Source organism: Kitasatospora setae KM-6054 (genome assembly GCF_000269985.1).
GTDB lineage: Bacteria > Actinomycetota > Actinomycetes > Streptomycetales > Streptomycetaceae > Kitasatospora > Kitasatospora setae.
This window is the reverse complement of sequence record NC_016109.1, coordinates 1,651,519-1,678,001: the sequence shown is the minus strand read 5'-3', so window position 1 is coordinate 1,678,001 and position 26,483 is coordinate 1,651,519. Positions and strand designations below refer to the sequence as shown.

Here is a 26,483-nt window from a genome sequence, read left to right as displayed (position 1 = left end):
CGGATCCCCCGCACGGCTCGTAGCGTCGCCCCTGACCCGTGTCCGTCCCGAGGGGAAACCATGCGCCGCACCCGAGCGATCGCCGCCCGCCTGACCGCCGCGCTGGTGCTGGCGCCGGTACTGGGGGCGGCGGTGGCGGGCTGCGGGGCGGACGGCGACGGCGCGGCGCGGGGCGCGGACGACGGCCGGCGGGCCGCGCTCGGCGACGTCGAGGTCACCGCCTGCCGGGTCGACGACGAACTGCGGTGGCCCTCCGCGACCGTCCGGATCACCAACCACACCGCGACCACCAGCAACTACGTGGTGCAGATCGCCTTCGAGGACGGCAACGGCAGGCAGGTCACCGTCGGCGTCGCCGCCGCCAGCGCCGTCCCGCCCGGCCAGGACGCCCTCGAACGCGCCCAGGGGACCGCCGACCCGTACGGCCCGGTCAGCTGCCGGGTCGCCGACGTCGCCCGCTACGCCAGCCCCTGAAGCCGGAGCCGGGCCGCCCGCGTCACGAAGCCGGGGCGGCCCGGAAGGCGGTGACGACCGGTCAGGACGCGGTGTAGTCGTAGAAGCCGCGGCCGGACTTCCGGCCCAGCAGGCCCGCGTCGACCATCCGGGAGAGCAGCGGCGGGGCCGCGTACAGGGGCTCCTTGTACTCGTCGTACATCGACTCGGCGATCGAGACGATGGTGTCCAGGCCGATCAGGTCGCACAGGCGCAGCGGGCCCATCGGGTGGGCGCAGCCGGCCTCCATGCCCTTGTCGATGTCGGCGGCGGTGGCGACGCCGGTCTCGAACATCCGGACGGCGGAGAGCAGGTACGGGACGAGCAGGGCGTTGACCACGAAGCCGGCCCGGTCGCGGGCGCGGATCGGCTCCTTGCCGAGCACCTCGACGGCGAACTGCTCGGCGCGGGTGGTGGTCTCGGCGGAGGTGGTCAGGGTCGGGATGACCTCGACCAGCTTCTGCACCGGCGCCGGGTTGAAGAAGTGCAGGCCGATCACCTGCTCGGGGCGGCCGGTCGCGGCGGCCAGCTTCACGATCGGGATGGAGGAGGTGTTGGAGGCGAGGATGGCGTCCCGCCGGGTCACCACCTGGTCCAGCGTCTGGAAGATCCTGACCTTGACGTCCTCGCGCTCGGCGACCGCCTCGACCACCAGGTCGCGGTCGCGGAAGTCGGCGAGTTCGGTGGTGAACGCCAGCCGGGCCAGCGCCGCGTCCCGGTCCTCCTCGGACAGCTTGCCGCGCCGCACCGCGGTCTCCAGCGAGTTGGTCAGCCGGGTCCGCCCCAGCTCCAGGGCCTCGCCGCTGGCCTCGGAGATCAGTACGTCCAGGCCGGCCCGGGCGAAGACCTCGGCGATGCCCGACCCCATGAGGCCGCAGCCGACTACTCCGACGCGCGCGATGTCGCTCACTCAAATGCCCTTCGGGACGGAGCCGGGGGTCACCCGGCCGGGGTGTCGCGGGCGCCGTGGCCCGCCCGGACGACGGTACTACCTGCCTTAACGCCCGTTCACATCGGTGCGGGCCGGACCGCCCCGCCCGCCGGGCGCGCCGGGCGCTCGGCCGAACGGGTGAGCGTCGGCGGTGCGCCGCGCGCGCTCCCCCCGCGCGCCCCCCGGCGGGGACCACAATGCGGCCCAGGTCCGGCCCGGAGACGGGACCGGAGGAGGGACCGGAGGAGGGAGCAGGCAATGGGGACGGGATCACTCGCCGGACAGGTCGGACTCGTCACGGGGGCGGGCAGCGGCATCGGCCGCGAGACCGCCATCGGACTCGCCGCCGAGGGCATGGCCGTCGGCCTGATCGGCCGCACCCAGGACAGGCTGATCGCCACCCTCAAGGAGTGCGTCCGGCACGGCGCCCGCGGCGTCGCCGTCACCGCCGACGTCACCCGCCCCGGCGCCGTCCGGGAGGCCGTCCGCTCGATCGAACGCGACCTCGGCCCCGTCGACCTGCTGGTCAACAACGCCGGACAGGTCGACCGCGCCGAAGTGCCGATCTGGGAGACCGACCCCGCCCAGTGGTGGCAGGTCGTCGAGACCAACCTGCGCGGCCCCTACAACCTGCTGCGCCACGTCCTGCCCGGCATGGTGCGGCGCGGCCGCGGCCGTGTCGTCAACCTCAACAGCGGCTTCGCGCTGCGCCCCGACGGCCGCTACACCGCGTACGCCACCTCGAAGGGCGCGCTGCTCCGGCTCTCCGACAACATCGCCGACTCGGTCGGCGAGCACGGCGTCGTGGTGCTCGACATCAGCCCCGGCGCCGTCGCCACCGAGATGACCGCCGGGATGGAGATGTTCCGGGACATGAAAGCCTGGGGCTCCATCCCCTACATGGTCGCCGTCACCGTCGACGCCGCCCGCGGCCGCTTCGACGGCCTGCACGGGCGCTTCCTGCACGCCGGACGCGACAACCTGGAGACGCTGGTCGCCTCCGCCGCCGCCATCCGCTCCTCCGACGCCCGCACGCTGCGGCTGCGCCCGTACGGGCCGGAGGACCCGATGGCGTAGCGGCGGCCTTCGGGAGGCTGCTCTCGGGAGGCGGCCTTCGGGAGGCTGCTTTCGGGAGGCGCTTCTCAGGAGGCGTCGAGCAGGGCGGCCAGGTCGGCGTCCGGGAGGGAGCCGGCCGGGCGGCCGGTACGGGCGAACTCGGCGGCCAGCCGCTGCAGGGCGGCGTTCAGCGGGGCCGGGACGCCGTGCAGGCGGCCCAGCAGGACGATCTCGCCGTTCAGGTAGTCCGCCTCGATGTCGCCGGTCCCGCGCGCCAGCGACTGCCAGGACGAACCGCCGCCGCGTACCGCGCCCGGCAGCGGCAGCAGCGTCACCCGCTCGCCGCGCACCGCCTGCTGCTCCTCCTCGGACGGGTGGGCGATCCCGGCCGCCGCCAGCACCGCCTCGCCCTCCGCCCGCACCCGCCGCCAGGCCCGCATCCGCAGCTCGCCGTCGATCGGGCCGGCCACCGCCTCCAGCGCGTTGCCCAGGTTGCTCAGCAGCTTCGCGTACTTCCAGGCCATCACGTCCGGGCGGGCGTACGCGTCGAAGTGCGCGCCGGCCAGGTCGGCGGCGATCCGGGCGGCGGTGGCGTCTGTGCCGTCGGTGGCGGCGTCGGTGCCGGGGGAGTGGTGCGGGGCGTGCGGGTAGCGGCCGAGGTGCAGCACGCCCGAGCACGGGGAGCCCGCCGCGGAGACCGCGCCCGGCTCCAGGTGGGCGGACGGCAGCCACACGCACATCCCGTAGACCCGCTCGAAGCGGCGCAGCGCCAAGCGCTCGTTCTCCACCCCGTTCTGCGCGCACACCAGCGGCAGCCGCTCGGCCGCCGTCCCGCCGCCCGCGACCGGGCGGGGCGCCCACTGCTCCAGCAGGGCCGTCGAGTGCTGGGTCTTCACCGCGAGCAGCAGGACGTCGTCCGGCGCCAGCTCGACCTCGTCCGGGCCGCCGACCGCCGGGACCGGCAGCCGGTGCGTGCCGTCCGGGACGGTCAGCCGCAGGCCGCCGGCGCGCAGCGCGGCCAGGTGCGGGCCGCGGGCGACCAGCAGGACGTCGTGTCCGGCCTGGTGCAGCCGGCCGCCGATGGTGCCGCCGACCGCGCCGGCGCCGATGATGAGGTAGCGCATGGGGTGGAGCATGCCACGGGCGGCAACCCGGTCGCCGGGGCGGGGAGTTGGTCAGGCGCAGAGCTCGGAGGCGGTCACCGCGTGCAGGCCCTTCTGGGTCAGGCCGTCCAGGATCGCCGGGAGGGCCGTCACCGTGCCCGGGTGGCCCATGTGCAGGGCGACCACCGAACCGGCCGCCGCCGCCTTCAGCACCCGGCGGGTCACCGTGTCCGCGCCCGGGTCCGCGTAGTCGTGCGGGTCGACGTCGAAGGACAGCACGTGCGCGTAGCCGACCTGCCGGGCCTGCTCCTTCACCATCGCGTTCGCGTACTGCGTGGCGGACGGCCGGAACCAGCGGCCGATCGAGCCGGTCAGGCGCTCCAGACGCTGCGCGCACTGCGCTATCTCCTCGTGCGCCTGCTCCGGGCGCATCGTCGAGATGTCCAGGTGGTTCTGGGTGTGGTTGCCCAGCTCGTGGCCCCCGGACAGGATCCGCTGGGCGATCTGCGGCTGCTCGTCCAGCCAACTGCCCACCGCCAGCACCGTCAGCCGGGCGCCGTGCTGCTCGGCCGTCGTCAGCAGCGCGTTGGCGATCGCCGGATCGCCCTGCCCGTGGAAGGTCAGCGCCAACTGCGGCCTGCTGTGCGGACCGGACACCACCTCCTGCGGAGTGTCCGGGGCGAGCGGCGGCAGCGCGAACGGCGTCGCGGACGGGGAGGCGCTCGCGGACGGGCTCGGGCTCAGGCTCGGGCCCGCGGACGGCGACTCGGCCAGGTGGGCGGGCTGCGGACGGGCCGCCACCGAGGGGCCGTTCGCCCCCTTGCCGTCGGAAGGGCCGCCGCACGCGGCGACGAGACCGCCGGCGGCACCGAACGCGGCCAGGCGGGAAGCGGAACGCAGAACACTGCGGCGGTCGACAGTCATCGCGGCCTACCCTATGCGGACGCCTCGGCAGGGCGGCAACGGCTACCGCCCGGACGAGTGGCCGGGCGGTGAAGAGGGAGGGGCGGGAGCGGGGGAGGGAGCAGGGACGGGGGAGGGAGCAGGGACGGGGGAGGTGCTCAGGGTGCCGAACAGCAGGGCGGCGGTGACCAGGGCCGCGCCGAACAGTTGCGGCACGGACGGGACGGCGCCGGCCAGCAGCGCCCCGGACAGCGTCGCGGTCAGCGGGACCAGCCCGCCGAACAGGCCCGCCCGGTCGGCGGGCAGCACGGTCAGCGCCGAGTACCAGAGCAGGAACGCGCCGCAGGTCAGCACCGGCCCCAGGTAGAGCAGGGCGGCCAGCTCGCCACCGGACGGCAGCCGCGGCGCGGCCGGCGCGAACGCCGCCAGGGCGGCGAACAGCGGCACCGCCAGCGCCGTGGTGTACGCCGACACCCGGACCGGCCCCAGCCGCGGCAGCAGCGGCACGGCGAGCAGCGAGAACGCCGCCTCGCACAGCAGCGTCCCGGTCGCGAACAGCAGGCCCAGCGCGTCGCCGTGCCCGAAACCCTGGGTCAGCGCCGCCCCGCACACCACCAGTACCGCCGCCACCAGCAGCCGGGCGGCCGGCCGGCGGCCCGCCAGCAGCGGGCCCGCCACGCCCAGCAGCAGCGGGGTGCAGCCCACCACGCTGCCGACCACCGCCGGGTCGGTGTGCCGCAGCGCCGCGACCAGCAGCAGGTTGAACCCGAACAGGCCGGTGCCGGAGAGCGCCAGCAGCAGGGCGAGTTCGCGGGCCGTCAGCCGGTGCGCGAGCCGCGGCCGCCGCCGGGCCAGCGGCAGCAGCACCGCCGACGCCAGGGCGTAGCGCAGGGCCTGGCCGCCGGCCACCGGGTACGAGGCGAAGACGGCGCTCACGCCGGTGGACGCGCCGAGCAGCGCCATCGCGGCGGCCGCGCGGGCGGTGCCGGCGGGAAGGGCGGCCCGGGAGGGCGGGGCGGTCTGGGCGGTTGGGGAGGGCGGGGCGGTCGGGGCGGTGGTTTCTGCCATGGGTGCCACGCTAGGAGCGAGGTGGTTCGGTTCCCAGGGCCACTTGAGGGCCTCCGGAGGGGACCACTTCGCGGGCGTGTCGGGGTTGCGGACCCGGCCCGGGACGGCGTGGACTGTACGGAGGGGGCCGGGGCCGGTTCTGGGGGCAGAGTCGGAGTCGGAGGAAGGAGCGGGCGTGGTACGGGAGTTGCTGGTCGCGTGGGAGCCGGCGGGCGGGGAGCTGACCGGACGGCTGGTGCGGGCGCTGCGGGACGCGGTGCGGGAGGGGCGGCTGGTCGGCGGGGAGCGGCTGCCCGCCAGCCGGGCGCTGGCCGTCGAGTTGGGGGTGTCGCGCGGGGTGGTGGTCGAGGCGTACGAGCAACTCGCCGCCGAGGGCTACCTGGTGGGGCGCCGGGGGTCGGGGACCAGGGTTGCGGAGGGGGTCGCGGTGGAGCGTCCTGAGCCGGCCGGGGCGGTGGCGGAGGCCGAGCCGCCGTACGACCTGAAGCCGGGCACGCCGGACCTCGGGGCGTTCCCGAGGGCGGCCTGGGCCGGGGCGGTGCGCAAGGCGCTGCAGGGCGCCGCGAACCGGGAGCTCGGGTACGGGGACCCGGCCGGACTGCCGCGGCTGCGCGGGGAGTTGGCCGCCTACCTGGGGCGGGTGCGGGCGGTGGCCGCGCGGCCGGAGCGGGTCGTGGTGGTCAGCGGCGTCGGGCAGGGGCTGGCGCTGCTGGCCGGGGTGCTGGCCCGGCGCGGCTGCGGGCGGATCGCGGTGGAGGACCCCGGCTCGCCCGGCACGCTGGAGCTGCTGCGCGCCCACGGGGTCGAGCCGGTCGGCGTACCCGTCGACGAAGAGGGCCTGGTGGTAAGGGAGTTGGCGGCTTCCGGGGCGGAGGCGGTGCTGGTCACGCCCGCGCACCAGTACCCGACCGGCGTCGCGCTGTCGGCCCGCCGCCGGGGCGAACTCGCCGCCTGGGCCCGGGCGGGCGGGCTGGTGGTGGAGGACGACTACGACGCCGAGTTCCGCTACGACCGCGAACCGCTGGGCGCCGTCCAGGGGTTGGCGCCGGAACGGACGGTGTACCTGGGCTCGCTCAGCAAGACCCTGGCGCCCGGGCTGCGGCTCGGCTGGGCGGTGCTGCCCGGCGGCTCGGGGAGCGGGCTGGGGGGACGGTCGGGGGGCCGGTCGGCGGGCGGGTTGGTCGAGGAGTTCCGGGAGGCCAAGCGCTACGCCGACCTCGGTACCGGTGCGGTCGACCAACTCGCCTTCGCCGCACTGCTGGAGGGCGGCGGCTACGACCGCCACCTGCGCGCCGTCCGCCCCCGCTACCGGGCCCGCCGCGATGCCCTGGCGGCCGCGCTCGGCGAGCACCTGCCGCAGGCCGTGCTGCGCGGCGTCGCGGCCGGGCTGCACCTGTACGCCGAACTGCCGTCCGGCACCGGCGAACGGGAGTTGGCCGCGGCGGCGCTCCGGCGCGGGGTGCGGGTCGCGCCGGTCGGGCCCGGGCGGCTGGCGCCCGGGCCGGCGGCCGTCGCGCTCGGCTACGCCGGGACGGCCGAGCGGCGGCTGCGCGAGGCGGCGGCACTGCTCGGCGCGGCGTACCGTGAGGTCGGCTGACGAGGAGAGTTGACGATGCGTCAGGAGAACGGCACGGCCTGGTCGGTGGCGATCACGATCACCACCGCGACCACGGCGAGCACCGCCGCCAGGTTGATCGCCTGGACGAGTCCGCGCTGCTGCTTGGGCGCGTAGCCGAGGGCGGCGCCGGCGGCCAGGCCGGTGAGCAGGCCGCCGAGGTGGCCCTGCCAGGAGGCGAAGCCCGCCGAGAGCGCCATCCACAGCACCAGGGTGACCATCATCTGGTTGCCGCCCAGCGGGTCGTAGCCCTGGCGGCGGCTGAGCACCCAGTACCCGCCGGCCAGGCCGAAGACCGCGCCCGAGGCGCCCAGCGCCAGCGTGTTCGGCGCGATCCAGTAGGTCAGGGCGGAGGAGCCCAGCGCCGACAGCAGGTACAGCGCGAGGAAGCGCAGCACGCCGAGCCGGTCCTCGACCACCCGGCCCAGGTTCCACAGCCAGTACATGTTGAACACGATGTGCAGGATGCCCATCGGCCACTCGGTCGGCCCCAGGTGCAGGAACGCGCCGGTGATCAGCCGCTCCCACTCGCCGTGCGCGATGCCCGACAGGTGCGGCACGTAGGTGGCCGGGTCGTAGTCCGCGGGCGGCGGCAGCACGCCCGAGCCGAGCACCGCGAACCGGTCCACCGTCTCCGGCCGGACCAGCTCGACCACGTACGCGGCCACGTTCAGCGCGATCAGCACGATCGTCGCGTACGGGCGGGAGGTGATCCGCCCGCCGAACGCCGTCCGGGCCTGCCGGACGTTCTGCCGGCCGGACTTGACGCACTCCACGCACTGGTAGCCGACCGCCGCGTCACGCCGGCAGTCCGGGCAGACGTTCCGGTCGCAGCGGGTGCAGCGGACGTACGACTCCCGGTCGGCGTGCCGGAAGCAGGTCGGCGACGGCGGCTCGGGAACCGGGGCTCCCGAGGCGGGATGCGTGGCGGCCATGAAACGGGTCCTCCCCTGGGCGGTGGCGCTCGGGCCCGGGGGTCTCCACGGCGAGCTTCCACGGCGAAACGGCGCTCACCCTAGAGCACGGCGCGGACGGTGCGTCCACCAGGGAGGGCGGGGAGGGCGCCGCCGCTCGGCGGCGCGGGGTTCACCGGCGGGTGGCGCTCAGGACCGTGAACTTCGGGCTGCCCGCCACCGTGCGGCAGTTGCCGAACAGGCGGCGCAGCCTGACGTGGTAGCCGAGGTGCCGGTTGCCGACCACGCGGAGTTCGCCGCCCGGGCGCAGGACGCGGCGGGCGCCGGTGAACATGCGGTGGGCGATGGCGTCGGTGGTGGCCTGGTGGGAGTGGAACGGGGGGTTCAGCAGCACCAGGTCGGCGGAGGCGGAGGGGACGTCGGCGAGGGCGTCGCCGACCAGGAACTCGGCGCGGCGGCCGGGGCCGAGATTGCCGCGGAAGGTCTCCTCGGCGGAGGCCACGGCCTGGAACGACTCGTCCACGAAGAGGAGTTCGGCGTCCGGGTCGGCGAGCGCGGCGGCCGTGCCGAGGATGCCGTTGCCGCAGCCCAGGTCGACGATCCGGCGCGGGGCGCCGGCGGGCTCCGGCAGGTGCTGGAGGAAGAAGCGGCTGCCGATGTCGAGGCGGTCCGCGCAGAACACGCCCGCCTGGTTGGCGACCTGGCGGCCCGACAGGACGCCGATCCCGTCCGGCAGCCGGTAGCGCAGCGGCCACGGGTTGGCGGGCCGGACGGGCTCCGGGGCCGGGGCGGTGTGGATCAGGCGGGCCTTGCGGACGGCGAGCGAGGTGCGGGTCGGGCCGAGGATCCGCTCGAACAGGTTCAGCGTGGAGGTGTGGATCTCGGTGACCATGCCGGTCCCGGCGACCACCGTGCCCGGGTGCACCGCCGGGGCCAGCCGGTGCAGCTGGTCCTCCAGCAGCGCCAGGCTCTTCGGGACGCGCACCAGCAGCACGTCGATCCGCTCCGGCGGCGCGTCCTGGGTGCTGCGGACCGCGACCGCCGCCGGGTCGGCGCCGTTGCGGGCGAGGTTCGCGGCGATCGCCCGGGAGGCGAGGTACGAGTCGGTGACCGCCGTCAGCGCGGCGCCCTCCGCCGCCGGAGCGGCGGCCAGCGCGGTCGACAGCGCGCCCCAGCGGTCGCCGAGCACGGTGACCGCCCCGTCCAGCGGCACCGCCTCGTCGTGCAGGTGCCGCAGCAGGTACTCGTCGGCGGCGTCCCAGGCGCGCAGCCGCTCCCGCGGGTCCTCCGGGAACCGGGCCAGCTCGAACTCGCCCCAGGCGGTGGTGAAACAGTTCATCGTGCCCACCAGGCTAGCGGAGGGCGCGATGGCGCTCGGATGACTACGGAGAGTGGCGAATGGACGGGCCGGGGCGGCGGCAGCGGGTGGTCGGGGCGGTGCTCGGCTCGGCGGTCGGGGACGCGCTCGGCGCGCCCTTCGAGTTCGGGCCGGCCGGGATGTCCGGGGCCAGGTTCCCCGGCCCGGCCGCGATGTGCGGCGGTGGCGCTGGACGAGGGTGGGCGCCGCTGAGCCGCCGGGGGCGTCAGGTGGTGAGGACCAGGGCCGCGTTGTGGCCGCCGAAGCCGAAGGAGTTGGTGAGGGCGGCGCCGGCCGGGAGCGGCCCGGAGGCGGTGAGCAGGTCGAGGGGGTGGAGGTCGGGGTCGGGGTCGGTGAGGTTGCGGACGGCCGGGGCGTACTGGTGGTGCAGCGAGTAGGCGGTGGCGAGGGCGGAGAGGGCCCCGGCGGCGCCGAAGAGGTGGCCGGTCATCGACTTGGTGGCGGTGACGGCGGGGCGGTGCGCGCCGAAGACGCGGGTCAGGGTCTCGGCCTCGGTGTGGTCGCCCAGCGGGGTGGAGGTGGCGTGCGCGTGGACGAGGCCGATCGCCTCGGGCGGCAGGCCGGCGTCGGCGAGGGCGGCGCGGACGGCGCGGGTCTGGCCGTCCGGGTGGCCGGCGGTGATGTGGTGGGCGTCGGAGGTGACGGCGGCGCCGGCCAGGGTGGCGTAGCGGCGGTGGCCGGGGCGCAGGGTGGCGCGTTCGAGGACGAGCACGGCGGCGCCCTCGGCGATGACGAAGCCGTCGCGGCCGGTGTCGAAGGGGCGGGAGGCGCCGGCCGGGTCGTCGTTGCGCAGCGAGTGCGCGCGGGCCTGGGCGAAGCCGGCCAGCGGGAGCGGGTGCAGGCAGGCTTCGGTGCCGCCGGCCAGCACGACGTCGGCGCGGCCCAGCCGGATCAGGTCCAGGCCGAGGGCGACGGCCTCGGCGCCGGACGCGCACGCGCTGACCGGGGTGTGGGCGCCGGCCCGGGCGCCGAGGTCGATGGAGACCCAGGCGGCGGGGCCGTTGGCCATCAGCATCGGGACGGTGTGCGGCGACACCTTGCGGACGCCGGAACGCTCCAGCACCCCGTTCTGGTCGAGCATCGTCACCGAGCCGCCGGTACCGGTGCCGATGACCACCGCGAGCCGCTCGCCCTCGACAGCGGGCCGGCCGGCGTCGGCCCAGGCTTCGCGGGCGGCGATCAGGGCGATCTGCTCGCTGCGGTCGAGCCGGCGGGCCTCGATCCGGTCGAGGACGGCGGACGGTTCGACGGCGAGCTGCCCGGCGATCCGGATCGGCAGCTCGGCGACCCAGGGGCGGTCGATGGCGCGGATGCCGTTGTGCCCCTCGCACATGGCCCGCCAGGTGTCGGGCGCGGTCCCGCCGAGCGGGGTGGTGGCCCCGAGACCGGTGACCACGACGCTGTCGTGTGCGGTGCGCATGGTGATACTCCCGTTGTGAAGGCAGCACAATGACCGGGCCCGTCGGCGGTCGGCCGGGCGGATCCGATGGGGCTCACTCTTCCAAGGGGGGAGGGCGGGGAGGGTTGCCGGGCGTGACTGAGTCGCCCCTGCTGGGTTTGTAGGGTTCACACAGGTTTGTCTGAGGGGGTGTCAGGAGATCGCGCGGCCGGGGGCGGCGCGGGTGCCGGTCAGGGCAGCAGGGTGCGGGCCCGGGTCAGCAGGGCGGTCAGTGCCAGGTCGAAGGCGGCGTCGGTGCGGCCCGGCCCGGCGGCGCGCAGTGCCTCGGCGAGGCGGGGGGTGTCGGCGTTCGGGTCCCAGACGGTCTCGGGGGCGGCCAGGTCGAGCACCGAGCCGAGCACCACGTTCTCCACGGCGGTGAGCAGCGGCATCGCGGCGGCCGGCGGGAAGCCGCTGTCGAGCAGCAGCGCGACGGCGCGCTCGTACTGGGCGAGCACCTCGGGGGCGGCGACCTGGCTGGTGGTGAGCAGCAGGATGGTGCGCGGGTGGGCGGCGAACGCGGCGCGGTACGAGCGGGCCCACGCCTCCAGGGCGGTGTCCCAGGGGCGCAGGTCGAGGGTGGTCAGGTCGATCGCGGCGGAGACCTGGACGCGCAGCAGTTCGACGATGCCGGCCCGCCCGTCCACGTGGTGGTAGACGGAGGCGGTCTGCACGCCGAGCCGGCGGGCGATCCGCGGGACGCTGAAGTCGCCGTCCTCGTCGACCAGGGCGAGCGCCGTCGCGCCGATCCGCTCGCGGTCGAGCAGGGCCTTGCTGGGCCGTCCCATGCGCTGCCGCCCCCGTCGCGATGTCCGTCGCCGCCGTCGTGACCTCGGATTCCGGGTCTTCCCAGAGGGTAGTGCGCCGGGCTAGGGTGCCAAAACCATCAACCTTTAGGTTTATGGTCGTCCGCAGTCGGGACCACCAGCCGGACCCCCCACCCGGCCGCCAGAAGGGCTCCCCATGACCGACACCCCCACGCTGCGCCGCGGCAGCCTCGGCACCGCCGACATCGCCTTCTTCGTGGTCTCCGCCGCCGCCCCGCTCACCGTGATGGCCGGCGTCGCCCCGCTCGCCCTGCTGATCGGCGGCATCGGTGCCCCCGCCGGCTACCTCGCCGCCGGTATCACGCTGGCCGTCTTCGCCGTCGGCTTCACCACCATGAGCCGGCACGTCCGCAACGCCGGCGGCTTCTACGCGTACATCACCCAGGGCCTCGGCCGCCCCGCCGGGTTCGGCGCCGCGCTGCTCGCCCTGCTCGGCTACCTCGGCATGAACATCGGCGTGTTCGGCCTGCTCGGCTCCGCCACCAGCGACACCGTCGAGGCGCTCACCGGCCACCGGATCCCCTGGCTGCTGCCCGCGCTGATCGGCCTGGCGGTGATCTGGTACGGCGGCTTCCGCTCGATCGACTTCGGCGCGAAACTGCTCGGCGTCCTGCTGCTCGCCGAGACCGGCATCCTGGTGCTGCTCGCCGCCGCCGTGCTGCTCAAGGGCGGCGCGCACGGCCTCAGCCTGCACTCCTTCGCGCCCGGCAACGTCCTCACCGACGGCATGCCCGGCGTGCTCGCGATGGCGTTCGCCGCGTTCACCGGCTTCGAGTCGACCGTCATCTACCGCCGCGAGGCCCGCGACCCCGACCGCACCGTCCCGCGCGCCACCTACCTGGCCGTCGCCTTCCTCGGCCTGTTCTACGCCTTCGTGGTCTGGACGGTCATCCAGGCGTACGGCGACACCGAGGTCGTCGCGGCCGCCGCCCAGGACCCGGGCGGCCTGTTCTTCACCGCCATCGACCAGTACGTCGGCGGCTGGGCCGCCGACCTGATGCACGTCCTGATCGTCACCAGCATCCTGGCCTCGCTGCTCGCCTTCCACAACGCCACCAGCCGCTACGGCCTCGCCCTCGCCGAAGAGGGCCTGCTGCCCCGCGCGCTCGGCCGGATCCACCCCCGGCACCGCTCCCCGTACGTCTCCGGGCTCGCCCAGAGCCTGCTCACCCTGCTCGTCGTCGGCGTGTTCGCCGCCGCCGGGGCCGACCCGTACACCCAGCTGCTGCTGTGGGTGAACACCCCCGGCATGCTCGCCCTGGTCGCGCTGCAACTGCTCGCCGCCGTCGCCGTGCCCTGCTGGTTCCGGCGCCGCCCCGGCCACGGTGAGGGCGCGCTGCGCACCGTCGCCGCGCCCGCCCTCGCCGCCGTGCTGCTGACCGGCGCGCTCTGGCTGGTGGTCGACCACATCGACCTGCTGACCGGCGCGTCCGACACCGTCAACCGGGTCCTGATCCTGATCGTCCCCGCCGTCTTCGCCGTCGGCGTGCTCTACGCGCTGCGCACCCGCGCCCGCCGGCCCGGGGTGTACGCGGCGTTCGGCGCCGAACCGGCCGAGGCCGTTGGCGCCGACGTCGCTGCCGCTGAAGCTGACGCTGGCGCACCCGCCGCGGCGACCCCCGGCCGCTGACCGAACCACCCCCGCACCACCAGGAGTCCACCGTGTCGCCCGACACCATCGTCCTCGCCCGCACCGTCCACACCCTCGACGCCACCACCGACGCCACCACCGCCGGCGCCACCGCCGTCGCCGTCGCCGACGGGCTGATCACCGCGGTCGGCACCGCCGCCGACGCCCGGCGGTGGCGCGGCCCCGGCACCGAGCTGATCGACCTCGGCGACGCCGTCCTCGTCCCCGGACTGGTCGACGGCCACAGCCACCCCGCGCTCGGCCTCGAACTCACCACCGGCACCGACCTGTCCGCCGTCCGCGACCTGGACGGCCTGCGCGCCGCCCTCGCCTCGGCCGAACGGCTCGACGGCTGGGTGCTCGCCTGGAACCTCGACCACAACGCGTTCGGCGACCGGCCCGTCCACCGCTCGGCCGTCGAGGACGTGCTCGGCCCCGACACGCCCGCCTTCATCCGCCTCTACGACGGCCACTCCGCGCTCGCCACCGGCCCCGCCCTGCGCGCCGCCGGCGTCACCGGCCCGCGCACCTTCGCCCAGCGCGCCACCGTCGTCTGCGACCCCGACGGAACCCCCACCGGCCACCTGATCGAACACGCCGCGATGGACCTGGTCACCGCCGTCATGCCCAGCCTCCCGCTCGACCAACGCCGGGACGCCCTGCACGCGTTGCTGCTCCGGATGGCCGGCGGCGGCCTCGCCGGGGCACACGTGATGGACGCCGGCGGCGACATCCTCGACCTGGTCCGCGCCATCGAGGACACCCGCCACCTGCCGCTGCGCCTGCGCATCGCCCCCTGGTGCATGCCCGGCACCGACGCCGACGGCCTGCGCGAACTCGCCGCGCTGCAAGCCGAATCCGGACGGAACTGGCTGGTCGGCGGTGTCAAACTGTTCGTCGACGGCACCGTCGAAGGCGGCTCCGCCTGGCTCGAACACCCCGACTGCCACGGCGAGGGCACCGCCGCGCTCTGGCTCGACCCCGCCGAATACACCGACGTCGTCCGGCAGTTGGACGCGTACGGGGTGCGCACCGCGACGCACGCGATCGGCGACGCGGGCGTCCGGCACGTACTGGACACCGTCGCCGCCCTGCCCGGCCGGGGCCGCGGCCGGCACCGGATCGAACACATCGAGACGCTCGGCGACGAACAGGCCCGCCGCTTCGCCGAGTTGGGCGTCCCCGCGTCCATGCAGCCCACCCACTCCGCGTACACCAGGGCCGACCACACCGACGCCTGGTCCACCCGCCTCGGCACCGAACGCGCCGACCGGGCCTGGATCTGCCGCACCCTGCGCGACACCGGCGCCACCCTCGCCCTCGGCTCCGACTGGCCGATCGCCCACCACGACCCGCGCGGCGTCCTCGCCTACGCCCGGCTGCGCCGCCACGCCGGCACCGACACCACCCCCGTCAACCCCCTCCAGGCCCTCACCCCGCTGATGGCCCTGGAGGGCTACACCACCCACGCGGCCCGCGCCGCCGGCGAATCCGACCGCACCGGCCGGATCGCCCCCGGACTGCGCGCCGACCTCACCGCCTTCGCCCTCGACCCGCTCACCGCCGACCCGGACGCCTTCGCCGGGACGGCCGTGCCGCTCACCATGTCCAACGGCGTGGTCACCAACCGGGGCGGGTCGTAGGCGGGTTCAGCCCGAAGCCGAAGGCTCCGCGGGCTCTGCGGGCTCCGAGGGTCTCGCGGACTCTTCGAGGTAGGCGTGCAGGGCGGCCGCGCCTGACAGCAGGGCGCGGCCGCGGGCGGTCAGCCGGTCCTGCCAGGCGGCCAGGGTGGGGCGGACGGCCTCCGGGTCCGCCCCGGCCGCCCGCAGCCGGTCCAGGATCTCGGCGGTCCGGGCCAGGCCGTGGCCGCCGCGCCGGAGCTGCTCGGCGAGCAGCGACTCGCGGACCTGTGCGGGCGGGTAGACGCGGTAGCCGGTGCGGGGGTCCCGCCGGGGGGTGACCAGGCCCGCGCGCTCCCACGCGCGCAGGGTGGCCGGGCGCAGGCCCAGGCGGTGGGCGAGCGGGCCGATGTGGGTGCCGGCGGCGGGCCCTCCGGTGCGGACGGCGGGCTCGTCGGCGTCGGTGTCGGCGGGCGGCAGGTGGTCGAGAGCGGTGCGGACCGCCGCCAGGGTCCGGCGGTCCTCGGCCAGCACGGCGTGGCCCGCGTCGACCAGGCGCAGCGCCTCCGGCAGGTCGCCCGAGGTGGCCGCCCGCACGATCGCGGTCGCCGCCTGGTGCCCGTGCCCCGGAACCAGCGCCAGGAACGCCCGCAGCGCCGCCGCGTGCCGCTCCCCGTACTGCCGGTAGCCGTGCGCCGAGCGGGCCGCGGGCGGCAGCACGCCCGCCTCCTCGTAGTTGCGCACCGCCTGGGTGGACAGGCCGTGCGCGCGGGCCAGGTCGATCGGGCGCAACGCCATGGTGTTTGAAGCTTTCCTGCTCGAATCCCGGGCTGAGAGCGGAAAAGTCTACACCGGGACTTCAACGATACGTTGGAAGCCATGACCGCCTCGCTCGGGAACGCCGCCCGCCCCTTCTCGCCCGCCGCCCTCACCGACCTCGTCCCCGCCGGCACCCGGCTGCTCGCCCTCGGCGAGCCCACCCACGGCGCCGAGGAGTTCCTCGACCTCCGCAACGAACTCCTCCGCCACCTGGTCACCGCGCACGGCTACCGCTCGATCGCCGTCGAGAGCGACTGCCAGGCCGCCCTCACCCTCGACGCCTACGCGGGCGGGGCGGGTGGTTCGGCTGGTTCGGACGGTTCGGACGGTTCGGACGGCGAGCTGGACACCGTGGTGCGGGCAGGGTTCAGCCACGGCTTCGGCGCGTACGCCGGGAACCGCGAACTCGTGCGATGGGTGCGGGAGTTCAACGCGGGAGTGGCGGCCGGCGAGCGGGTCAGGATCTACGGGGCGGACGGGCCGCTGGAGTACACCGGGGCCGCCGCGCCCGGCCCCGCGCTGCTCCGGCTGCGCGCCTTCCTGGCCGCCCGGCTGCCCAGCGAACTCCTGCCCACGGAAGCCGAGTTGCTGCGCCTGCACGGACCCGGCGCGCGCTGGACCGAACCCGCCGCCGCCCTCGACCCGGCCCGCTCGGTCGGCCGCACCGAGGACGCCGGCCGACTGCGGCTGCTCGCCGACGAGTTGGGCACCCTGCTGGCCGCACACCGGCCGCAGTTCCAGCACGAGGAGGACGCGCTCTGGCGCGCCGAACTCGACGCCCGCACCGCCGCCGGCCTGCTCCGCTACCACGCCGCCACCGCCGACCCCGGCCCCGGCCGGTTCGACTCGCTGATGCGGCAGCGCGACCTGATGATCGCCGACAACCTCGAAGCGATCCTCCGCCGCGAAGCCCGCCGCGGCCCCATCCTCGCCTTCGCCCACAACCGGCACCTCCAGCGCGAAGCCGGCCGCCTCACGCTCGCCGGCCGTCGACTCCACTGGTGGAGCGCCGGATCCCTGCTCGCCTCCCGCCTCCCCGACGGCTACGCCTTCCTCGCCACCACCTTCGGCACCCGCCTCCCCGACGACCACCCCGCCCCCGACACCCTCGAAGGTCTGCTCTCCACCCTCCCCGGCCCGCGCACCGTCCTCGACCCGGCCCGACTCGCTGCGGTCGTCAAGGAGTGGGGATGGGTGAAGGAGCGGGTCCCGGCCGACCACACCTACTTCGGACTGGACCCGGCCGAGCTGGAACGGGTGGACGGCGTACTGTTCGTCCGCGAGATCGCCCGCCAGCAGGGGCTGTTCGGCGGAACGGCGGACTGACCGGCCCGGGCCCGGCCCAGTCCGCGCGGCTCGGCTCGGCTCGTGCGGCTGTGCACGGCTCCGCGTGGCAGCGAAAACACCTGGCCGAGGGTGCGGCGGCCGGGGATGATGCCCGGATGAGGCGTGTGTGGGCCGGGCTGGCCGGGAATCCGGCGCTGCCCGCAGCGGTGCTGGAGTGGCTGGTCGGGCTGGAGGACCCCGATCTGGGGCTGGAGTTGGCCGAGCGGACGGACCTGACCGAACAGCAGGTCGAGGCACTGGCCGAGCGCGGGATCGCCGAAGCCGGACAGCTGGTCGCGGCCGGCCGGATACCGGCCGAGCGGGTCGACCCGCGACGGCGGCCGTTCGCCGCGCTGGCCCTGCTGCGGGCCGGGCGGGCGCCGGAACCGGACGAGTGGGCCCGTTTGCTGCTCGAACGACCCGACCTGTGGCGGGAGTTGGCGTCCACCGAACGGCTTCCCGCCGCAGCCGCCCGGCACCTGCTGGCCGCTGCCGACCAGGACGTCCTGATCGAACTCGCCGAGGCGCAGCCCGATCCGGGCGTCCTCGTCGCACTCGCCGCGCATTCCTCCTGGCACGTCCGGCGGGCCGTCGGCTGGAACCCCGCCGCACCGCCCGACGTCCTCGCCGACCTGCTGAACAACCGCCCGGCACTGGAGAGTTGCGAGGTCTGCGAGCGCCACCCCGTCCCCTGGACGCACCCGCCGGACTGCCCGGACCCCGCCTGCGACCTGCCCGCCGGAGCCGCCTGCGACGGCAGCCACCAGTACGCCCGGCACGCCATCGTCGAAGGCGCGCTCGCCCACCCGGCGGCGCCCGCCGCCGACGCGCTCCGCCAACTGGACGCACCGTCCGCGTTCCTGCGCGCCCGGCTCGCCGAACGCACCGACCTCGACCCGGACGCGTATGCCCAACTCGCCGACGAAAAACAGCTGTTCGTGCTCACCGCACTCGCCGAGAACCCGGCGATCGGTGAACCGCTGATCCGCCGACTGGCCACGATCGCCCACGAGTCGGTGCGCCGGGCGGTGGTCCTCAACCCCGCCGTCCCGCTCGACCTCCTCGACCGGGCCCGGGACGGCGTCGTCCTCAAGCTCGGCACTGCCCTGCCGCCCCGGATCGCCGCCGCCGACCCCGACGAGACCGAACGCCTCGCCGCATCCCCCGACCCCGAGATCCGCCGCCTGCTCGCCCTGCGCCGCGACCTGCCCCCGCACGTCCGCGACCGCCTCGCCGACGACCCGGCCGCCCGGGTCGCCAACGCCATCGCCCCCCACCCCGGCCTGGACACACGGCAGTTGACCTCCATGCACCGCCGCCACGGCCGCCACGTCGGCCCCGGCATCGCCACCAACCCGAACGCCCCCGCCACCCTGCTGCGCGCCCTCACCACCGGCGACCACAACGTCGCCACCCTGCGCGCCCTCGCCCGGCACCCCGCCGCCGACGGCCCCACCCTCACCGCCTGCCTACGCGACCGCCGCGCCCGCGAACAGGCCGCCACCCACCCCGCCCTCCCCCTCGACCACCTCCGCACCCTGCTCGCCGACCCCGCCACCACCCACCACGCCGCCGCCAACCCGTCCCTCCCACCCGCCGACCTGCTCCGCCTGCTGCCCCCGGGAGCCCTGCCGGACTGAGCCGCACAGGGCCGCGGGGCCCGCCCGGTCAGCGCCGCCGGCGGCAGCAGGCGCTCCGCCAGGGCGCGGGCGGCGGACGGGTCGGGTGGGGCGGGGGCCGGGTGGCGCGGGCCGTCGAGGGCGGCGGCGGGGAGCGAACGGGCGGGCAGCGCCGACCAGTCGGGGCGGTCGAGGACGTGGACGTGCGCCTCGGCGTGCGCCCGGCCGTCGTGCTCGCCGGACGGGGAGACGTGCAGCCGCAGCCGCCGGGCGTCCAGCCACTCGGCGCCCAGCACCCGGCGGCCGGGCGGGCCGGTGAGCAGCGGGACGGTCCGGCCGGTGTCCGGGCGCGTCGGCGCAGGCGACGGCGAGCAGTCGGCGGCCCGGGTCGGCGACGGCCAGGACGGGTTCGCCGAGCGGCTCGATGAGCGGGCCGGCGGACGGGGGCATGCGGGACTCCTCGGGACGGGCCGTCACCGGTCGGGCCGGTGGACGAGCGGGGTGAAGCAGCCGGGCGGTCAGCGAACGCGCCGACGCGGGCCGCCCCGGGCAGGGACGGCCCGCGACGGCGGGAGACCAGACAAGCAGGGATTCGGGTGAGCAGGGACTCAGGGGCTCAGCGGGTGGTCTTCTCCTCGCGGCCCTCGACCACGACGGCCGGTTCCAGCGGGGAGGCGATCTCCTGCGGCTTGCTGCGCGAGGCCCAGTCGCGGATGCCGAGCACCACCATGACGAAGAAGATCGAGTACACGATGCCGGAGAAGTACAGCTTCGAGTGCACCGCCAGCGGCACGCCGACCAGGTCCACCGCCAGCCAGACGAACCAGAACTCGATGTAGCGGCGGGCCTGGCTGTACATCGCGATGATCGAGCCGACGAAGATCCAGGCGTCCGCGCTCACCATCCACATCGGCGCGCCCGGGTAGAACGAGGCGTCCTGCCACTTCAGCACCGCGGCGAAGGCGATCGTGCCGAACACCATCGCGGCCATCAGCACCGCGCGTTCGTTCCAGTTCGCCCAGCGGACGTTGATGGCGCCTTCCTGTTCGCGGCTGCGCTTCCAGGTCGCCCAGCCCCAGGACGCCGAGATGATGATCACGACCTGCCTCGCGGCGTTGCCGCCGAGGTGCACGTTCAGGCTGGCGATCAGCAGGAACACCGAGCCGAGGATCTGCACCGGCCAGGCCACCAGCGACCGGCGCAGCGCCAGCCAGACGGTGGCGAGCGCCAGGATGTTGCCCAGGAAGTCGGACCAGTAGACGGGGAACAGGCCGAAGAAGCTGAACTGGCTGTTCAGCCAATTGAATGCGCTCATGACTCACACCTTTGTTCGTACGGAGCGAGGTGGTGGGGGAGGTGGCCGGCCCCCGGAGGGGAAGGGGGAGGGGCCGGTCGGGCACGCGGGCGTCGGGCGCGGTGACGAGGGTGGGGGGCGGGGGTGCGTGCCGGGGGAGAAGGGGATGGGTGGAGAACGGTCGGCCCCGCCGGGAAGCGGGGGAGAGGGCGGGGCCGACCGGGTCTGGGGGTGGGGTCAGGTCGGGGTCGCGGCCGTGGGGCGGGCGCGCAGGCCGGCGGGGGAGGCCAGCAGGGCGTCCGAGCGGCGGACGTCCTCGCGGGCGGCGGCGAGCAGGGCGTCGACGGTGGCGAACCGTTCGGTGTCGCGCAGCCGGGCGACGAACCACAGCTCGACCCGTTCGCCGTACAGGTCGTCCGAGGTGTCGTGGCAGTGCACCTCGACGTGCACCTCGGACGAGTCGCCGAAGGTCGGGTTGGTGCCGATGCTGACCGTCGCCCGGTGGACCCCGCCGGTGGCGGGGCGGGCCAGCCAGCCGCTGTAGATCGCGGGCGGCGGGACGACCGTGCCGGGGACGGGGGCCAGGTTGGCGGTGGGGAAGCCCAGGCCCTTGCCCCGGCCGGCACCGTGCACGACGGTGCCGGCGAGGGGTGGCGGGAGCGGGGCGTGCTCAGGCATGGGGGGTGAGCTCGCGGAACTGGCTGGTGTGGAAGACCAGCGGCTCCACGCCCGGGAACAGCCGGGCGGTGAGCAGCTCCAGCAGGACGATCTCGTGGTCCCCGCCGTCGTACACCGGGCCGACCCGGGCGGTCAGCCAGAGCGCCGCGTCGTGGATCAGTACCGCGCCGTCGCCGGTCGGCTGCCAGGGCGTGCCGTCGAACCGGTCGCCCGCCCGGGAGGCGAGCTTGCGGCACAGCGCGCCCTGGCCGTGGCTGAGCACGCTCAGCCCGAGCACCGGGGCCTCGGCCAGGCGCGGCCAGGTGGTGGAGGTGCGGGCCACGCTGATCGCGACCATCGGCGGTTCCAGCGAGATGGACACGAAGGAGCTGGCCGCGAACCCGACCGGTTCGCCGTCGCGCAGCGCGCCGATCGCGACCACGCCGGTCGGGTACGCCCCGAACGCCTGCCGCAGCGCGCCCGCGTCCAGCTCGCTCGGCTCGCTCGGCCCGGTCGGCCCGGCCGGCTCGCTCGGCCCGCTCGGTTCGGTGGGGTGGTGGGCGGGAGTGGCCATGGCCGTCGCCGTCCTCTCGTGGTGCTGGGGCGGATCGGTGGAACGGGTGGGAAAGGGTGGCGCGGCGGAGGTCAGTGCCGGTGCCGCGCGGCCGGGTGGCTGGCGGGCAGCGCCCGGTCGCCGGAGCCGGTCAGCCGCTCGCGCAGCGACTCGCCCGGCCCGTACGCGCCGCGGAACACGCCGCGCTCGCGCAGGATCGGCAGCACCGACTCGACGAACTCGACGGTCGAGGCCGGCTGCACGGGCGGCGAGAGCAGGAAGCCGTCCAGGTCGGCGCCCTCCGCCAGCGCGCAGATCTCGTCGGCGATCTCCTCGGCGGTGCCGACCACCGGGCGGGCGCCCACGCCGTGGGTGTGCCAGTCGGCCAGCACGTCGCCGACCGTCTTGTCCGCGAACCGGGCGACCTGGGTCTGCGACATCTCGGTCGACAGCTCGCTCATCGGGGTGTCCGGCGCGTACGAGGACAGGTCGAGGCCGGTGAACATCGCGTACGAGGCGACGGTGACCTCGGGGCGCTGCGCGTCCAGGATCCGCTGCCAGCGGCGCTCGGCGTCCGAGGTGGTGGCGCCGACCACGCAGGAGAACGCCGACATCACCTTGACCTCGTCGGCCTTCCGCCCGGCCCGCACGGCCTCCGCGCGGATCGCCTTCGTGTGGGCGGCCAGCTGTTCGACGCTGCCGCTGCCGACGAACATGCACTCGCCGTGCCGCCCGCCGACCCGGCGGCCCGCCGGGGAGGCGCCGGCCTGGAACAGCACCGGGGTGCCCTGCGGGGAGCGGGCGGTGTTGCCGTAGCCGTGCGAGCGGAAGTACGCGCCCTCGTGCTCGACCGGGTGCACCTTCGCCGGGTCGGCGAACCGGCCGGCCTTGTCCTTCTCCAGCGCGTCCGGCTCCCAGGCGCCCTCCCAGTACTTGTAGACCAGCTCCAGGAAGTCCTCGGCCATCGCGTACCGGTCGTCGTGCGCGACCATGTCCATCCCGAACGCCTTGACGGCGGTGTCGGCGGTGCCGGTGGTGACCACGTTCCAGCCGAGGCGGCCGCCGGAGAGCTGGTCCAGGGTCGCGAGCCGGCGGGCGAACGCGTACGGCGGCTCGACCAGCACCGAGCCGGTCACCACCAGGCCCAGGTCGGTGGTGGAGGCCAGCAGCGCCGAGGCGATCACGAACGGGTCCAGCCGGGGCAGGTCGAGGGTCTCCTCGGTGGCGATCGGCGGGCGGACCCCGTCGATCTCCGACCAGCCCCAGGCGTCGGCCAGGAACAGGAAGTCCAGCTTGGCGTCCTCGCACAGCCGCGCCACCTCCTGCCAGTAGCCGAGGGTGTCGAACAGGTGGCGGCGGCTGTCGGGGTGCCGCCAGGTGGCGGTGCCGCTGGCGTTGGTCTGGGCGTTCTCGAACAGGCCGAGCTTGAGGCTGCGCATGGGTGTTCTCCGTTGAACAGGACGGGCGGGAGGGAGGCGTGGGGGCGCCGGCGGCGCCGTCAGGACGCGGCGCGCGCGTCGAGCTGCTCCGCGTACGGCATCGAGGACTGGGCGCCGAGCCCGGTCACCGCCAGCGAGGCCGCCCGGACGGCGCGGGCCGCGGCGGCGGGCAGGTCGGCGCCGCGGGCGAGCGCGTCGGCGAGGGCGCCGCAGAAGGTGTCGCCGGCGCCGACGGTGTCGACGGCGTCCACCACGGGGGCGGGCAGGTGGACGCCCGGGCGGCCCGGCTGCTTGATCAGCGCCCCGTCCGCGCCGAGCGTCACCACCACGGCGCCGCACGGCAGTTCGGCGCGCTCCAGCAGTTCGCGGGCGGCGGCCGGGCCGGACACCGGCCCGGTGCCGAGCAGCGCGGCCAGCTCGCCCAGGTTGGGCACCAGGACGTCGACGGCGGCCAGCACCTCGGCGGCCACCGGACGGGCCGGGGCCGGGTTGAGGACGACCGTGCCGCCCTGCGCGCGGGCCCGCAGCACGGCGGCGGCCACCACCTCGGCGGACACCTCGTGCTGCACCAGCACCACCTCGCCGGGGGTGCGGGCCAGCCACTGCGGCAGGTCGTCGACCGAGAGGACGGCGTTGGCGCCGGGGTTGACCACGATGGTGTTCTCGCCGAGCCGGTCGACCACCACCGAGGCGATCCCGGTCCGGGCGTCCGGCGCGGTCAGCACCGCGTCCAGGTCGACGCCCTCGGCGGCCAGCGCCCGGCGGATCGGCTCGCCGTCCGACCCGACCCGGGCCACCAGCCGCACCTGCGAACCGAGCCGGGCGGCCGCGACGGCCTGGTTGGCGCCCTTGCCGCCGACGCCCTCGACGAAGCCCCGCGCGAGCACGGTCTCGCCGGGCCGCGGCAGGTCCTCGACGGTCAGGACGAGGTCCCGGTTGACCGAACCGACGACGGTGATGGACGGCATATCTGGGGCTCCTCGGGAACCGTGGGAGATCGATCTCCCACACTCTGGACCAGCACTCACGAAGCGTCAAGTACCCTCGTGCTGCGCATTCCGCCAGCTCAGGCGTGCCGGAGCGGCGCGGGCCGATCCGAGACCGGGCCGACACCGTTCCGACACCTCGACCGCCGCGAAACCGCACGCCACGCGCACCACACGGCACGCCGCACGCCGTACGCACCACGCCACCCGCACCACACGGCACGCCGCACGCACCACACACATCGCACACCGCACCGCCGCCACCACGCCGCCACACCGCACCGCCGCACCCCACACCGCCGTACCCCACACCGTTCCGACCGGGGAGGACCCCACGTGACAGCGCCCCGACTCCTCGACGTGGCCGCCGCCGCCGGCGTCTCCCGCGCCACCGCCTCCCGCGTGCTGGCCGGCACCCCGCGCAACGTCGACCCCGACCTGGCCCGCCGGGTCGAGGAGGCCGCCCAGCGCCTCGGCTACCGCACCAACCACTCCGCGCGGGCGCTGCGCACCGGCACCACCGGCACCGTCGGCGTGGTCGTCCCCTCGCTCGCCAACCCCTACTTCGTCCAGCTCGCCGACGCGATCGCCCAGCAGGTGCGGGCCGCGGGCGGGCAGCTGGTGGTCTCCGACGCGGCGAACTCGCCGACCATCGAGGCCGAGCAGATCGAGACCCTGCTGAGCGGGCGGGTGGACGGGCTGCTGGTCGTCCCGGTCTCCGCCGCGGCCTCCGGGGCGGCCGTCCGGGCCGCCGCCGGGCGCGCCCCCGTGGTGCTGTTCGACCGCTGGGCGCGCGGCTCCGGCACGGTCGCCGTCACGCTGGACAACGCCGCCGCGATGGGACTGCTGCTCGACCACCTGGACGGCCTCGGCCGCCGCCGGATCGCCATGGTCGCCGCCGGCCAGGCGTCCTCCTCCGGCGCGGAACGCCTCGCCGCCTTCACCGCCGCCCGCGGCGCCGACGCGCCCACCGTCCTGCTGCCCAGCTTCACCACCGACGCCGGCCGCACCGCCGGCCGCCGGATCGCCGGGCGCCGCGCCGAGATCGACGCCGTGGTCTGCGGCGCGGACGTCCTCGCCGTCGGCCTGGTCAGCACCCTGCAGCGGGCCGGGGTGTCGGTCCCCGGCGAGATCGCCGTCACCGGCTTCGACGACACCGAACTGCTGGAGCTCCTCGACCCCCCGATCACCTCGCTCCGGCACCCGCTCGCCGCGATGGCCGAACGCGCCCTCGCCCTCCTCCAGGCCCCCGCCGCCGACCGCACCGAGGACGTCGAGCGCTTCACCCCGCAGCTCGTCGTCCGCAGCTCCACCGACGCGAACGCCCCGGCCTGACGGACGCCCCGGCCCACCACCGCGGGTCCGGAGCCCGCTCCCCGAACCCCGCCGGCGCGCCGTCCGCCACCCGACCGGCTCGGCCGGCCGGCCGTTCCACGCGTCGGCCGGTTCCGGCGGCGCGAGGTGCACCCGGTTTCCCAGGCGCGGCACTGTGCGGTGCCCCGCCGACAGCGCGCCCCGGGCCCGGCGGCGCGCCCCGGTTCCGGCGGCGCGGGCCTACTTCCCGCGGCCCGTGAACCGGTTGACGTCGGCCCGCAGGCGCAGCCAGGTGGGGTCGCCGGGGGCGCTCTCGGTGACGGTGTCGAGCTTGTCGCGGTCCCAGTCGCGCTCGCCGTCGGTGTAGTGCAGGTGGGCTTCGAGGTCGCCGTCCGCGGGGGCCTCCTCGGTGGCGGCGAGGAACGCGGCCGCGTCCTCGGCCGGGGTGGTGGTCGCGGGGGCGGGGGCGGGGGCGGGGTCGTCGTCCTCGGGGAGGGGGGTCAGCAGGGTGAGGCCGCCGTTCTCCTGGGCGACCAGGAGTTCGCCGGCGGCGGTCGCGGCGAGCGCGGTGACGGCCAGGGTGGTGGGGCCCTGGTGTTCGACGGACTGCCCGGCCTCCAGGTCGAGTTCGATCAGCGAGCCGGTGGGGGTGCCGATCCACAGCACGCCGGGTCGCCGGCCGAAGGCGAGGTTGTGGCGCGGCCATTCCTCGTCCCGGGAGAGGACGGTGTGCAGCACCCGGCGGAGCGAGGGGAAGGCGAAGACGTCCAGCGAGTCGACGTAGGCGTTGCCGCGGAGGGCGAGGTGCCGGCCGTCGGCGCTGAACAGCGGGGCGCCGTAGCCGTCGACGTCGAGGATCAGCGCGCGCCGCAGTTGCCGCATCGCGCCGTCGGGGCCGCCGGGGCGGCCGAACACGCAGAAGGTGGCGCCCTGGTCGCTGACCAGGGTGGCGACCAGTTCGCCGGAGGGGTGGACGCCGATGCCGGTGTCCCACCAGCGGGCGGTGGTGGCGGCGCCGGTGGCGGGGTCGAGGACGGTCGAGCGCTCGCCGTCGTTGTCGGTCGAGGCCCACAGGGCGCGGCCGTCGGGGCTGTGGGCGAGCGCCTCGCAGCCCGCGGGGGCGGGGAGCGGTTCGGCCGGGCCGTCGGGCGTCCAGCGGCGCAGCAGCGCGCCGTCGGCGACGGTCAGCAGCGGTTCGCGCGGGTGCCAGGCGAGCGGGGGCAGGCAGGTGTCGTGCCAGGCGCTGGTGAAGAGTTCGACGTCCAGGCCGCCGAGGGCGCGCAGCTGCCCGTCGGAGCAGTCCCAGACCCGGATCCGCGAGCGGTCGGCGTCCTCGTCGGTGCTGATCCCGGCGGCCAGCGGGAGGCGGGGGTGGCAGGCGAGCAGGTCGACGGGGCGGCCGTCTTCGGTCAACAGCCCGGCCAGCGAGGCGAGATCGGTCATGGGGCCACCCTAGGAGGTGGGCACGACAGGTTTCCGGCCTGCCGGATCCTTGCATGATT

23 protein-coding genes and 1 pseudogene are annotated in these 26,483 nt (G+C 75.9%); 9 read left to right on the top strand and 15 right to left on the bottom strand.

Translation table 11 applies throughout. The features are described 5' to 3' along the window. Nucleotides 1–60 precede the first annotated feature (60 nt). A complete protein-coding gene (locus KSE_RS07385; protein ID WP_014134659.1) occupies nt 61–474 on the top strand; it encodes a hypothetical protein in 414 nt (137 codons plus the stop codon). Between the two features lie 61 nt (nt 475–535). Here the strand turns inward: KSE_RS07385 and KSE_RS07380 are convergent, their stop codons facing one another. Continuing rightward, complete coding sequence (locus KSE_RS07380; protein WP_014134658.1) at nt 536–1,402, bottom strand: 3-hydroxybutyryl-CoA dehydrogenase; 867 nt, start codon at nt 1,400–1,402, stop codon at nt 536–538. A gap of 279 nt (nt 1,403–1,681) precedes the next feature. Here KSE_RS07380 and KSE_RS07375 point away from each other — a divergent pair, with 279 nt between their 5' ends. Continuing rightward, nucleotides 1,682–2,500, top strand: coding sequence for an SDR family NAD(P)-dependent oxidoreductase (locus KSE_RS07375; RefSeq protein WP_014134657.1), 819 nt, complete (start codon nt 1,682–1,684; stop codon nt 2,498–2,500). A gap of 65 nt (nt 2,501–2,565) precedes the next feature. Here the strand turns inward: KSE_RS07375 and KSE_RS07370 are convergent, their stop codons facing one another. Genes KSE_RS07370 through KSE_RS07360 form a run of 3 tightly spaced genes read right to left on the bottom strand, consistent with a single transcriptional unit; the run spans nt 2,566 to nt 5,553 of the window. After that, the gene (locus tag KSE_RS07370) at nt 2,566–3,603 is read right to left on the bottom strand and encodes a ketopantoate reductase family protein (protein WP_014134656.1); all 1,038 of its coding nucleotides are present in this window, start codon (nt 3,601–3,603) and stop codon (nt 2,566–2,568) included. A gap of 51 nt (nt 3,604–3,654) precedes the next feature. Further along, nucleotides 3,655–4,506, bottom strand: coding sequence for a polysaccharide deacetylase family protein (locus tag KSE_RS07365; protein WP_033259478.1), 852 nt, complete (start codon nt 4,504–4,506; stop codon nt 3,655–3,657). Nucleotides 4,507–4,548: 42 nt separating this feature from the next. Next, entirely contained in the window at nt 4,549–5,553 is a 1,005-nt protein-coding gene (locus tag KSE_RS07360) for a DMT family transporter (protein ID WP_014134654.1), read from the bottom strand. Nucleotides 5,554–5,728: 175 nt separating this feature from the next. Between KSE_RS07360 and pdxR the strand changes: the two genes are divergently transcribed. Further along, the gene (gene pdxR / locus KSE_RS07355; RefSeq protein ID WP_014134653.1) at nt 5,729–7,150 is read left to right on the top strand and encodes a MocR-like pyridoxine biosynthesis transcription factor PdxR; all 1,422 of its coding nucleotides are present in this window, start codon (nt 5,729–5,731) and stop codon (nt 7,148–7,150) included. Between the two features lie 20 nt (nt 7,151–7,170). On the opposite strand, the gene KSE_RS07350 is transcribed toward pdxR, so the two are convergent. Then, nucleotides 7,171–8,103 carry a rhomboid family intramembrane serine protease gene (locus tag KSE_RS07350; protein ID WP_014134652.1) on the bottom strand — a complete coding sequence of 311 codons (933 nt, stop codon included), beginning with the start codon at nt 8,101–8,103 and terminating at the stop codon, nt 7,171–7,173. Between the two features lie 151 nt (nt 8,104–8,254). After that, nucleotides 8,255–9,421 (bottom strand): methyltransferase, encoded by a 1,167-nt coding sequence (locus KSE_RS07345; protein ID WP_014134651.1) that lies wholly within the window; start codon nt 9,419–9,421, stop codon nt 8,255–8,257. 59 nt (nt 9,422–9,480) lie between these two features. On the opposite strand from KSE_RS07345, the pseudogene KSE_RS44360 reads away from it, so the two are divergent. Next, nucleotides 9,481–9,648, top strand: a pseudogene (locus tag KSE_RS44360) (ADP-ribosylglycohydrolase family protein); the annotation flags it as partial. Between the two features lie 17 nt (nt 9,649–9,665). On the opposite strand, the gene KSE_RS07340 reads toward KSE_RS44360, so the two are convergent. Together KSE_RS07340 and KSE_RS07335 are read right to left on the bottom strand one after the other, a co-directional pair. Then, nucleotides 9,666–10,880: a beta-ketoacyl-[acyl-carrier-protein] synthase family protein gene (locus KSE_RS07340; RefSeq protein ID WP_014134650.1), complete on the bottom strand. Its 1,215-nt coding sequence runs from the start codon at nt 10,878–10,880 to the stop codon at nt 9,666–9,668. A 209-nt stretch (nt 10,881–11,089) separates the two neighbouring features. Continuing rightward, on the bottom strand, nt 11,090–11,686 hold the full coding sequence (locus KSE_RS07335; RefSeq protein ID WP_014134649.1) for a TetR/AcrR family transcriptional regulator: 597 nt from the start codon (nt 11,684–11,686) through the stop codon (nt 11,090–11,092). 175 nt (nt 11,687–11,861) lie between these two features. On the opposite strand from KSE_RS07335, the gene KSE_RS07330 reads away from it, so the two are divergent. Both KSE_RS07330 and KSE_RS07325 read left to right on the top strand, forming a co-directional pair. Continuing rightward, nucleotides 11,862–13,355, top strand: coding sequence for an APC family permease (locus KSE_RS07330; RefSeq protein ID WP_014134648.1), 1,494 nt, complete (start codon nt 11,862–11,864; stop codon nt 13,353–13,355). 32 nt (nt 13,356–13,387) lie between these two features. After that, nucleotides 13,388–14,998 (top strand): amidohydrolase, encoded by a 1,611-nt coding sequence (locus KSE_RS07325; protein WP_014134647.1) that lies wholly within the window; start codon nt 13,388–13,390, stop codon nt 14,996–14,998. Between the two features lie 6 nt (nt 14,999–15,004). Here KSE_RS07325 and KSE_RS07320 read toward each other — a convergent pair whose 3' ends face one another. Beyond that, entirely contained in the window at nt 15,005–15,772 is a 768-nt protein-coding gene (locus KSE_RS07320; RefSeq protein ID WP_014134646.1) for a MerR family DNA-binding transcriptional regulator, read from the bottom strand. An 81-nt stretch (nt 15,773–15,853) separates the two neighbouring features. Between KSE_RS07320 and KSE_RS07315 the strand changes: the two genes are divergently transcribed. Both KSE_RS07315 and KSE_RS07310 read left to right on the top strand, forming a co-directional pair. Further along, a complete protein-coding gene (locus tag KSE_RS07315; RefSeq protein ID WP_014134645.1) occupies nt 15,854–17,119 on the top strand; it encodes an erythromycin esterase family protein in 1,266 nt (421 codons plus the stop codon). Nucleotides 17,120–17,235: 116 nt separating this feature from the next. Beyond that, complete coding sequence (locus KSE_RS07310) at nt 17,236–18,759, top strand: hypothetical protein (protein WP_041293882.1); 1,524 nt, start codon at nt 17,236–17,238, stop codon at nt 18,757–18,759. 595 nt (nt 18,760–19,354) lie between these two features. Here KSE_RS07310 and KSE_RS07305 read toward each other — a convergent pair. The 5 genes from KSE_RS07305 to KSE_RS07285 all read right to left on the bottom strand — a co-directional run bounded on the left by KSE_RS07305 (nt 19,355) and on the right by KSE_RS07285 (nt 23,649). Next, nucleotides 19,355–20,053: a nicotinamide mononucleotide transporter family protein gene (locus KSE_RS07305; RefSeq protein ID WP_014134643.1), complete on the bottom strand. Its 699-nt coding sequence runs from the start codon at nt 20,051–20,053 to the stop codon at nt 19,355–19,357. A gap of 216 nt (nt 20,054–20,269) precedes the next feature. Beyond that, complete coding sequence (locus tag KSE_RS07300; protein ID WP_014134642.1) at nt 20,270–20,710, bottom strand: riboflavin kinase; 441 nt, start codon at nt 20,708–20,710, stop codon at nt 20,270–20,272. Further along, nucleotides 20,703–21,263: a flavin reductase family protein gene (locus KSE_RS07295; RefSeq protein WP_014134641.1), complete on the bottom strand. Its 561-nt coding sequence runs from the start codon at nt 21,261–21,263 to the stop codon at nt 20,703–20,705. The genes KSE_RS07300 and KSE_RS07295 overlap by 8 nt, the downstream gene beginning before the upstream one ends. 71 nt (nt 21,264–21,334) lie before the next feature. After that, nucleotides 21,335–22,681 (bottom strand): NtaA/DmoA family FMN-dependent monooxygenase, encoded by a 1,347-nt coding sequence (locus KSE_RS07290; RefSeq protein ID WP_014134640.1) that lies wholly within the window; start codon nt 22,679–22,681, stop codon nt 21,335–21,337. 59 nt (nt 22,682–22,740) lie between these two features. Next, a complete protein-coding gene (locus KSE_RS07285) occupies nt 22,741–23,649 on the bottom strand; it encodes a ribokinase (protein WP_014134639.1) in 909 nt (302 codons plus the stop codon). A gap of 354 nt (nt 23,650–24,003) precedes the next feature. Here KSE_RS07285 and KSE_RS07280 point away from each other — a divergent pair, with 354 nt between their 5' ends. Further along, nucleotides 24,004–25,002, top strand: coding sequence for a LacI family DNA-binding transcriptional regulator (locus KSE_RS07280; RefSeq protein WP_014134638.1), 999 nt, complete (start codon nt 24,004–24,006; stop codon nt 25,000–25,002). A 219-nt stretch (nt 25,003–25,221) separates the two neighbouring features. On the opposite strand, the gene KSE_RS07275 is transcribed toward KSE_RS07280, so the two are convergent. Next, nucleotides 25,222–26,424, bottom strand: a complete 1,203-nt coding sequence (locus KSE_RS07275) for a TolB-like translocation protein (protein ID WP_014134637.1) — start codon at nt 26,422–26,424, stop codon at nt 25,222–25,224. Between the last annotated feature and the right edge of the window lie 59 nt (nt 26,425–26,483).

What these genes read in the sequence shown, in the direction of transcription:
- KSE_RS07320 (WP_014134646.1), bottom strand. Translation starts at nt 15,772, where the DNA reads ATGGCGTTGCGCCCGATCGACCTGGCCCGCGCGCACGGCCTGTCCACC.
- KSE_RS07370 (WP_014134656.1), bottom strand. Translation starts at nt 3,603, where the DNA reads ATGCGCTACCTCATCATCGGCGCCGGCGCGGTCGGCGGCACCATCGGC.
- KSE_RS07305 (WP_014134643.1), bottom strand. Translation starts at nt 20,053, where the DNA reads ATGAGCGCATTCAATTGGCTGAACAGCCAGTTCAGCTTCTTCGGCCTG.
- KSE_RS07335 (WP_014134649.1), bottom strand. Translation starts at nt 11,686, where the DNA reads ATGGGACGGCCCAGCAAGGCCCTGCTCGACCGCGAGCGGATCGGCGCG.
- KSE_RS07385 (WP_014134659.1), top strand. Translation starts at nt 61, where the DNA reads ATGCGCCGCACCCGAGCGATCGCCGCCCGCCTGACCGCCGCGCTGGTG.
- KSE_RS07360 (WP_014134654.1), bottom strand. Translation starts at nt 5,553, where the DNA reads ATGGCAGAAACCACCGCCCCGACCGCCCCGCCCTCCCCAACCGCCCAG.
- KSE_RS07275 (WP_014134637.1), bottom strand. Translation starts at nt 26,424, where the DNA reads ATGACCGATCTCGCCTCGCTGGCCGGGCTGTTGACCGAAGACGGCCGC.
- KSE_RS07350 (WP_014134652.1), bottom strand. Translation starts at nt 8,103, where the DNA reads ATGGCCGCCACGCATCCCGCCTCGGGAGCCCCGGTTCCCGAGCCGCCG.
- KSE_RS07340 (WP_014134650.1), bottom strand. Translation starts at nt 10,880, where the DNA reads ATGCGCACCGCACACGACAGCGTCGTGGTCACCGGTCTCGGGGCCACC.
- KSE_RS07290 (WP_014134640.1), bottom strand. Translation starts at nt 22,681, where the DNA reads ATGCGCAGCCTCAAGCTCGGCCTGTTCGAGAACGCCCAGACCAACGCC.
- KSE_RS07310 (WP_041293882.1), top strand. Translation starts at nt 17,236, where the DNA reads ATGAGGCGTGTGTGGGCCGGGCTGGCCGGGAATCCGGCGCTGCCCGCA.
- KSE_RS07300 (WP_014134642.1), bottom strand. Translation starts at nt 20,710, where the DNA reads ATGCCTGAGCACGCCCCGCTCCCGCCACCCCTCGCCGGCACCGTCGTG.
- KSE_RS07285 (WP_014134639.1), bottom strand. Translation starts at nt 23,649, where the DNA reads ATGCCGTCCATCACCGTCGTCGGTTCGGTCAACCGGGACCTCGTCCTG.
- KSE_RS07375 (WP_014134657.1), top strand. Translation starts at nt 1,682, where the DNA reads ATGGGGACGGGATCACTCGCCGGACAGGTCGGACTCGTCACGGGGGCG.
- KSE_RS07315 (WP_014134645.1), top strand. Translation starts at nt 15,854, where the DNA reads ATGACCGCCTCGCTCGGGAACGCCGCCCGCCCCTTCTCGCCCGCCGCC.
- KSE_RS07330 (WP_014134648.1), top strand. Translation starts at nt 11,862, where the DNA reads ATGACCGACACCCCCACGCTGCGCCGCGGCAGCCTCGGCACCGCCGAC.
- KSE_RS07365 (WP_033259478.1), bottom strand. Translation starts at nt 4,506, where the DNA reads ATGACTGTCGACCGCCGCAGTGTTCTGCGTTCCGCTTCCCGCCTGGCC.
- KSE_RS07295 (WP_014134641.1), bottom strand. Translation starts at nt 21,263, where the DNA reads ATGGCCACTCCCGCCCACCACCCCACCGAACCGAGCGGGCCGAGCGAG.
- KSE_RS07345 (WP_014134651.1), bottom strand. Translation starts at nt 9,421, where the DNA reads ATGAACTGTTTCACCACCGCCTGGGGCGAGTTCGAGCTGGCCCGGTTC.